Raw genomic sequence first — 8,079 nt, 5'->3', positions numbered from 1 at the left:
GGGAAACGGAATGTTCTTCAAAGAGGAAGGAGTAACTACATTTGATAGAGAATGGTACAATCTTGGTATGCAAGATTATCTTCCAACATGGCGTTGGTGGTGGACCAAAAACTTTATGGGTAAAAATGCAAGCGATGCATCGACCGATATGATAGCAGAGTTTTGTTGGGATGATGCATGGTGGGGAGGCTCTTGTTTGCAAATTTCAGGAGCAACAACCAAAGCATACTTGCAATTGTTCAAAACAAAATATCCGGTAGTTAATAACGACGTTGTAACAGTTCGTTACAAAGTTGTATCAGGAACAGGAACAATTGCATTGACAGCTTCAACAGAGGCAGCACCCACAACAGAGGTTGCAGCAACAATAAAGGCAAATGCATCAGCAGAAGATGAGTGGGAGGTTAAGACTATTAAAGTTGCCAATCGTAGTGGTTTGAAATTAGACGGACAAACATTAGCACAACTTGGATTGAGATTTACTAATACTACATCTGATTTTAAAATCTTAATTGGAGAGTTATCGTTGACAAGGGGAACAAGTACTACTCCTGGTAAACCTAATGTTAAAACATCAAAGGCTATGACTCGTACCTATAAGGGAGTTGATATGAAAATAATTTTTGATATGAATTCAAACTTCTATGGTTCGAGACAAAATTATGAGAGTATTTATAACTCGCAAGTAAAAACATGGTTCTATAAAATATATACAGAGCAGGAGGGTTGTTCTCCAGTATTATGTACTGCAACTACATCATGGGCAGCATACGTTGTTGGAGCACCATACGATTTGAGTAAAGGTGGTCGTATTCGTATTGGAGTATCTGCTGTTGCTCTTGACGGAATGAGCGAAAGTGCAATTGCTTGGGGAAACTGGATAACTCCTCCCACAAATAATGTTGTAGAAGGTTTCTCAATAGATAAACCAATCATCAAAGCAGGAGAAGAGTTTACAGTAGCATTTGACGATCCAACTCATGCAGCCGCAACATGGGTAATCAAAGCATCAGAGAACGATGCAGTAAAAGGAACATTCAATGCAAACTCATTTACAACATCGTTAAACGAAGAGGGAATCTATGACTTGTATTTGACACAAAATGGAGCAACAGAGGTATATCGCGGTAAAATACAAATATCTCCTGCTGAGGTTGGTGCATTACCAAAGATTAATACTCTAACATTGAAAGGCTCTGATGATAACGATTGGATTGATGTAGGAGAGGTTACAACATTTAATTATACTGGAAGATCTGATGCCGATGGATATGTTTCTCGCGGTTTTGCTCTTGGAGAGAAAGCATTTGGAATTCCTTGTGGACAACTTGGATTTAATAAACAGACACCATTTACATTGACTTTCTGGTTATACATTAATAGATTTAATCATGAAACTGACGGAACTCAATTCCTAAATGTTCGTACTGCATCGGATCCTTGGCCAGCAAGCGATTGGGGTTATATTTGGAGTACACTTGATGCTGATGGCAAATTCCACTTGTCGTATCGTTTGATTACTAATGCGGGTGAAGAATTGAATATATCTAAAGACTTTGAATTTAAACCTGAAACATGGTATCATGTAGCAATGGTTTGCGGATATACTTCTAACAGAACATTGGAGTTGTATATCAATGGTAAACTTGTAGGATCAGGAACTGCAACATTGAACTTGTATGATTGGAAATCATCAAATGTGATAATGATTGGTGGTCGTGCTTATCAACGTGCAGGAATTGACGGAACTCTTGATGAGGTTCGTTTATATAAGAAATCGCTATCTGCACAAGAAATTAAAAATTCAATGCAACATGTTAATAACGTAACCGATGCTAATTTTATAGGTTATTGGGACTTTGAATCTGAGCCTCAAAGCAACAATACGTTAAAGAGTACAGGTTATGACAAGGGACTTGTTGCATCGCTATATGATCCTTCAACCATTACTAATAGTGCATATAAAACAGAGCAGATAACATTTGCTGCTGGTGCACCATTTATCTCAGGAACTAACTATAAGATTGAAACACTTCCTTCATGGAAAATACGAGGTGCAAGTATGTTGTTAGCAACTGGAGATAAAGCGGGAGGAGAAGCAAAAGCAATTTATTCCGAAACAGGTGATTATAAAACTACACTTACATTGTCAAACGGATGGGGATCAGATACTAAAACTCTTGACGTAGTAACTGTATATCCAACAGGTGTTGAGGATGTAGCAATTGATGAGATGCAAGCATTCCCTAACCCATTTGATAATGAGGTATGCGTAAGCTTCGTTGAGGATGGTGTTTACACAGTTGAGGTATATGACAACGCAGGTCGTATGCTTGACCAAGCATCACTTTCAGCAACAGCAGGAGAGGTTTATCCTATCGCTATCGATGGAGAGAGCGGTATCTACTTCATCAAAGTTAAGGGAGAAGAAGGATTGCTAAAAGTAATGAAAGTAGCAAAAAAGTAGTTGTTGGTTTTTAGTTGTCGGTTTCGTAACTACAACCGCCCAGCGGTAAGTTGTCAGAGACCAATGACAAAACAATAAAATAACTTTATGGGGGTGCAGAATTTCTGCACCCTCTTTTTGTGTCAATTAGTATGAAATCTGATGACAGTTCCCTTATTTAACAATTATCAACAATGGGGTGGGGTAAAAATATATTTGTATTTTTATATTTGCATATAACTTCTCTTTTTTTGCTCTCTCATTTTATCCTTAAAAACAAGTTTTGATAAAATGAAATCACAAAAAAAAGAGTTTGAACGATGTTCAAACTCTTTAATCTGGTGCGGAAAGAGGGGGATTCGAACCCCCGGTACCCTTACGAGTACGACAGTTTAGCAAACTGTTGGTTTCAGCCACTCACCCATCCTTCCTTGGTTTGTGCTTAACCTTTTGCGTGTGCAAAGATAATAGCAATTTTTGAATTTACAAATTATATTAAATAAATATTACGTATTTTCTTTGTTGTTTTAATAAATAAGATATTAATTATCAGTGAAAATTATTTTTATTGCAAAAATAATTGCAAAATATTTTGTCATTAATAAAATTTTTATTACTTTTGCAACGCATTTCGGAAAACGAATGCGCAATAAGGGAGATTCGCTAGCTCAGCAGGTAGAGCACAACACTTTTAATGTTGGGGTCCTGGGTTCGAGCCCCAGGCGGATCACTTAGAAAGAAGGCAACCAATCGGTTGCCTTCTTTTTTGTTGTCTGAGACTCTCACCTATAAGTTTTACTTAAATACAAAAAAATCGACACAGGGCGAATTACGAGAAGGAACTTTTGAGAGTTACTTTTTTGCTCTAATCTGAGAAGAACTAACAATAAATTATTTGGGGCAAACTTTTGACGTGAAAAGCAAATGATTTACTAACTACAACAGGGAACGACAGAAAGGGACATTTGCGCTACCTATATGAGCGGTAACTCATACGCTACCACCTAATTTTGTTGTAATTCGGTTGCTTGAAGTCAAAAAATAAAGTTCTGGCACTATAACATGTTTCTGCCGTTTTTGACAGAAAAAGAAAGTTGAGAAAACAGGAAAGGAATAAATTGAGTTCTAAATTAACTCATACTTATAGAAAGTATATTACCTTTGATGAATACACTCCTATTCAATGGCAAACGAAACAAAAAAATCAAAGAAATTATAACAGAGCAAAATCGTATTGAGAATATAGGAAACATTTATCACACTGACTTTTGTCAAGGCTTATGAAGTGAGGCTTCTGATAGTAGGTGTATTATAGATGAGATAAAGCAAATTATCAACTCTTTTTCTAACATGTATACCCAAACTTTAGAGAGTTCTAATAGGAAGGATAAAACAAAAAGAGGGTAACTCAATTTTACTTTTGAGTCACCCTCTAAATTTCTTTAGTTTTTACTCGTTGCTTGTGAGTGATGATAAGGTTTTACAATTTAACCTCTATCTCATCTTTTAGGTCAATTTCGTTTCGCTTGTTATCATAAATTTTATATTCAAGCAGAGCGAGTGACTGGTTCGGTATGATTTTGAAGAATGGTGAATATTTTAATCTCCACTTCATCTTCAGCGAGAATATGCCGCTGTTTACGTATGCGGCTACGTAAGGATGTAAATGTAATGAAAACCTTCTTACTCGCATTTTCTTCACAAGGTAAGCAATCTTCTCCTCCATTCTGTCAACAAACAATATAGATGAGCTGATTTTTCCTTTTCCATTGCATACTGGGCAGTTTTCTGTTACAGTAATGTTGAGTACAGGACGCACTCTGTGACGTGTTATCTGCATTAATCCAAACTTTGTCAATGGCAAGATGTTGTGTTTTGCTCTATCCTTTGACATAAGTTCCCGCATTCTGTCGTACAATAATTGTCTATTATCGGCATTGTCCATATCGATAAAGTCAACAACAATTATTCCTCCCATATCGCGTAAACGCAACTGACGTGCTATCTCCTCTGCTGCAGCAAGATTTACCTCTACGGCGTTCTCCTCTTGCCCCTCTGCCTTTGATCGAGGTCCGCTATTTACGTCAATTACATGTAATGCTTCGGTATGCTCAATAACAAGATAGGACCCATTCTTAACTGCAATTGTTTTCCCAAAAGATGATTTTATCTGTTTTGTTATGGCAAAGTTATCAAATATTGGCAACTCGCCTGTGTATAGTTTTATAAAATCTTTTCTTTCTGGGGCAATCAAACTTATGTAGTTCTCAATTTCGGCAAATGTCTCCTTGTCGTTAACGTAGATGTTCTCAAACGAAGGATTGTATAAGTCTCGTAAAACAGCAACTGTTCGCGATGTTTCGGCATTTACTAACGATGGTATTTTTGCTCGTTGTACCCGTTGCATTGCCTCTTCCCAGCATTTTACCAAAGTTTTTAGTTCGTTATCGAGTTCTGCAACCTTTTTACCTTCTGCAACTGTACGAACTATAACTCCAAATCCTTGTGGTTTTATGCTTTGGATTAGCTGTTTTAATCGAGTGCGTTCAGAGTTTGACTTAATTTTCTGCGATAGCGAAACTTTATCGCTGAATGGAACAAGTACCAAAAAACGTCCCGGTATAGAGATTTCTGCTGTTAAGCGTGGACCTTTTGTTGATATTGGCTCTTTTGTTATTTGAACTAATATCTCATCTCCCACACTTAATACATCCTCTATTGAACCTTCTTTTGGCAGTTCGGGTTGCATTCTGAACTTCGATAGCGATTCAGGTTGTTTTTTGCGATCTGAAGTTATCTGCTTTAGATACTTTTTTACGCTAAGGTATTGCTCGCCCAAATCGAGATAGTGAAGAAAAGCCTCCTTACTGTATCCTACATCTATAAACGCAGCATTTAAACCCGGCATCGTTTTTTTGACGCGAGCAAGATAGATGTCGCCTACCGAAAACGACACTTCGCTTGATTCCTTTTGCAACTCAACTAATCGTTTATCCTCAAGTAGTGCAATTGAAACCTCTTTTTGCTGCACGTCAATTACTAATTCTGTTGTTGCCACGTCTAAAATTCGTTTATAGTTAGTAATTGTTTTGTATCAAAATAGATATAGGGTATATGATATCCACCGATATCACTTATCCTCTATATGTAAAAAAATCAAAGAACATTATCGTTCCGATTTAAGTCCTTTGATTTTTTTCACCTTAGAAGTTGTCGCTTTTACGACATAACAATCTTTCTGATTTAAGCATCAGCGACTATTATTTCTTCTTGTGTCTGTTCTTACGTAATCTTTTTTTACGTTTGTGTGTGGCCATTTTATGGCCTTTTCTTTTTTTACCGCTTGGCATCTTATTATAAATTTAAAGTGTTTTTATTTTACTTTATTTACAAACGTTTGAGCTGGTTTGAATGCGGGAATATTATGCTCAGGGATAATGATTGTTGTATTTTTTGAGATGTTACGTGCTGTTTTTTTAGCTCTTTTTTTAACGATGAAGCTACCAAAACCTCTTAGATATACATTCTCTCCTTTCTCCAACGAATCTTTAACTGATGTCATAAACTTCTCAACAGTTGTTAAAACAATCGCTTTTTCTATACCGGTAGATTTTGAAATCTCCGAAACAATTTCTGCTTTAGTCATCTTCTTAAACTTTTTATTTTTTTACTATTTCTCGTCTAATCTCTTGGATAGTTTTCCAATTTGGGATGCAAATATATACAAATTTATCGTTCTAACCAAATAAAAGATTAAAAACAACCTAATTATGTAAAATTTTAATCAATACACCTTATACTCTAATACTCAATTTGTTTAAACTTCTTGCCATCCCATCTATAACATATTGGATTCTTTTTTCTTATCTCAGATAAATGTTGTTGAAATTTTGGCTCTAAAACATCTAACCACATATCATCTGGCGAGATATGCAAATCTCCCTCAGTAGAAACATCTATTTTATAGAACAACATTGATATTTTATCCATTACACCCTTTGACTCTTTATCTTTTGTTTTGATAAAAAAATCAGAAAATTTGGGATATTTAAAATATTTAGAGGTCTCAAGTTGTTCAATATCACCATTGTAGAAACTGAGATAACTATCAGCAATAGGAGTGTACAAAGTTTTAATAACAGCATAAATTTCTTTATTCCGCCTTTTATACTGCTTTATAGTCATAAAACACTTATTTGTAGCAAGAACTATATCTATCCTTGAAGAGTCTATATAAGAAATCCATGACTCTCCTCCCATTAAATTGCGTGCTTTAACAGTTGAGTTCGCTTTATATAGTTCAATCATTTCTCGCTTTAACGACATATCAAGATACTCTATCTCCTCATCAGGCATATCTATGAAGAATCTTTCAATAGAATCTTCTCCACCCTTTGCTTGTGATACAAAACTTATCATTGCAAATAGGACAATAAGAGTAAATCTCCTAACAAAACTCATAAACAATATAAAATTTAAAAACCTCTTGCGAAGATATGAAATAAAAATAAGTTGACAACAACAAATAGCTTAATAAAAATGAAAAAAATATATAACTTCGCATCCTCAAACATAATAAGAACAAAACTATGTGGCTAATATTGGCATTCATATCGGCAGCACTGTTGGGAATATATGACATATTCAAAAAATCGGCACTCAGAAACAATGCGGTTATACCTGTACTATTCCTAAATACACTATTTTGCAGTCTGCTGTTTTTGCCTTTAATTATAGCATCACGTGTAGCACCAGAAATACTACAGCAAACAATTTTTTACGTACCTCAGGCACCACTTGAACAACACCTATACATAATGCTTAAGGCTGTAATAGTGCTAACATCATGGATACTCGCATACTTTGCAATAAAACACTTGCCCATAACAATAGCATCGCCCATAAAAGCATCACAGCCCGTACTAACCCTATTGGGAGCAATGCTAATATTTGGAGAGCAACTTAATCTATATCAATGGATAGGAGTAATACTAGCCATAAGTTCCTTTCTAATGCTCTCGTGGAGTGGCAAAAGCGAGGGGATAAACTTTAAACACAACAAATGGATACTCTTTATAGTATTAGCAACCATAGCAGGGGCAGCAAGCGGACTCTACGATAAATACCTTATGAGTAACGGGTTTGACCGCATGACCGTTCAAGTATGGTACACCTACTACCAAATGGCACTAATGGCAATAGTCCTAATATTCTTATGGTATCCCACACGCAAAAATACCACACCGTTCCGTTGGACACCAGCTATACTTTGCGTATCGCTCTTTCTTGTTGCGGCTGACTTCATATACTTCTATGCCCTTTCGTATCCCGACTCAATGATATCGGTAGTATCAATGAGTCGCCGTAGCGGAGTGGTGGTAGCTTTTATAGGAGGAGCCTCATTCTTTAAAGAGAAAAACATTCGCAAAAAGAGCCTCGATTTAGCATTGGTACTATTAGGAATGTATTTCTTGTATTTAGGAAGCAAATAGTTTTTAAGACATAAATATCTGATTAATAATATTATACAGAATTAAAATATAAATAAAAACAAAAAAGTTGGCTAAAAATTAGGTAGAATCAAAAAAACATCCTATCTTTGCACCGCAAAACAGCAAGGTGCCATAGCTCAG

At 35.9% G+C, this 8,079-nt stretch carries 5 protein-coding genes and 2 tRNA genes; 3 read left to right on the top strand and 4 right to left on the bottom strand.

Annotated elements, in window-relative coordinates; genetic code table 11:
* Window positions 1-2,467: T9SS type A sorting domain-containing protein (locus tag IKK64_08610; GenBank protein MBR4120117.1), on the top strand; the 2,467-nt coding region annotated here is incomplete at its 5' end.
* Window positions 2,468-2,790: 323 nt separating this feature from the next.
* Here the strand turns inward: IKK64_08610 and IKK64_08605 are convergent.
* Window positions 2,791-2,877, bottom strand: a tRNA-Ser gene (locus IKK64_08605).
* Window positions 2,878-3,103: 226 nt separating this feature from the next.
* Here IKK64_08605 and IKK64_08600 point away from each other — a divergent pair.
* Window positions 3,104-3,176 (top strand) — tRNA-Lys (locus IKK64_08600).
* 750 nt (window positions 3,177-3,926) lie between these two features.
* On the opposite strand, the gene IKK64_08595 is transcribed toward IKK64_08600, so the two are convergent.
* From IKK64_08595 to IKK64_08585, 3 genes are all read right to left on the bottom strand, one after another.
* Window positions 3,927-5,504: an Rne/Rng family ribonuclease gene (locus tag IKK64_08595; protein ID MBR4120116.1), complete on the bottom strand. Its 1,578-nt coding sequence runs from the start codon at window positions 5,502-5,504 to the stop codon at window positions 3,927-3,929.
* A 315-nt stretch (window positions 5,505-5,819) separates the two neighbouring features.
* A complete protein-coding gene (locus IKK64_08590; protein MBR4120115.1) occupies window positions 5,820-6,092 on the bottom strand; it encodes an integration host factor subunit beta in 273 nt (90 codons plus the stop codon).
* Window positions 6,093-6,247: 155 nt separating this feature from the next.
* The gene (locus IKK64_08585; GenBank protein ID MBR4120114.1) at window positions 6,248-6,865 is read right to left on the bottom strand and encodes a DUF3256 family protein; all 618 of its coding nucleotides are present in this window, start codon (window positions 6,863-6,865) and stop codon (window positions 6,248-6,250) included.
* A gap of 170 nt (window positions 6,866-7,035) precedes the next feature.
* On the opposite strand from IKK64_08585, the gene IKK64_08580 reads away from it, so the two are divergent.
* Window positions 7,036-7,938 (top strand): EamA family transporter, encoded by a 903-nt coding sequence (locus IKK64_08580; GenBank protein MBR4120113.1) that lies wholly within the window; start codon window positions 7,036-7,038, stop codon window positions 7,936-7,938.
* The last annotated feature ends 141 nt before the right edge of the window (window positions 7,939-8,079 follow it).

Source organism: Bacteroidales bacterium, from assembly GCA_017521245.1.
Classification (GTDB): domain Bacteria; phylum Bacteroidota; class Bacteroidia; order Bacteroidales; family G3-4614; genus Caccoplasma_A.
This window is presented reverse-complemented; position numbering and strand designations above follow the sequence as displayed.

Coding starts and splice junctions, on each gene's coding strand:
- IKK64_08590 (MBR4120115.1), bottom strand. CDS start 6,092: ATGACTAAAGCAGAAATTGTTTCGGAGATTTCAAAATCTACCGGTATA.
- IKK64_08585 (MBR4120114.1), bottom strand. CDS start 6,865: ATGATAAGTTTTGTATCACAAGCAAAGGGTGGAGAAGATTCTATTGAA.
- IKK64_08580 (MBR4120113.1), top strand. CDS start 7,036: ATGTGGCTAATATTGGCATTCATATCGGCAGCACTGTTGGGAATATAT.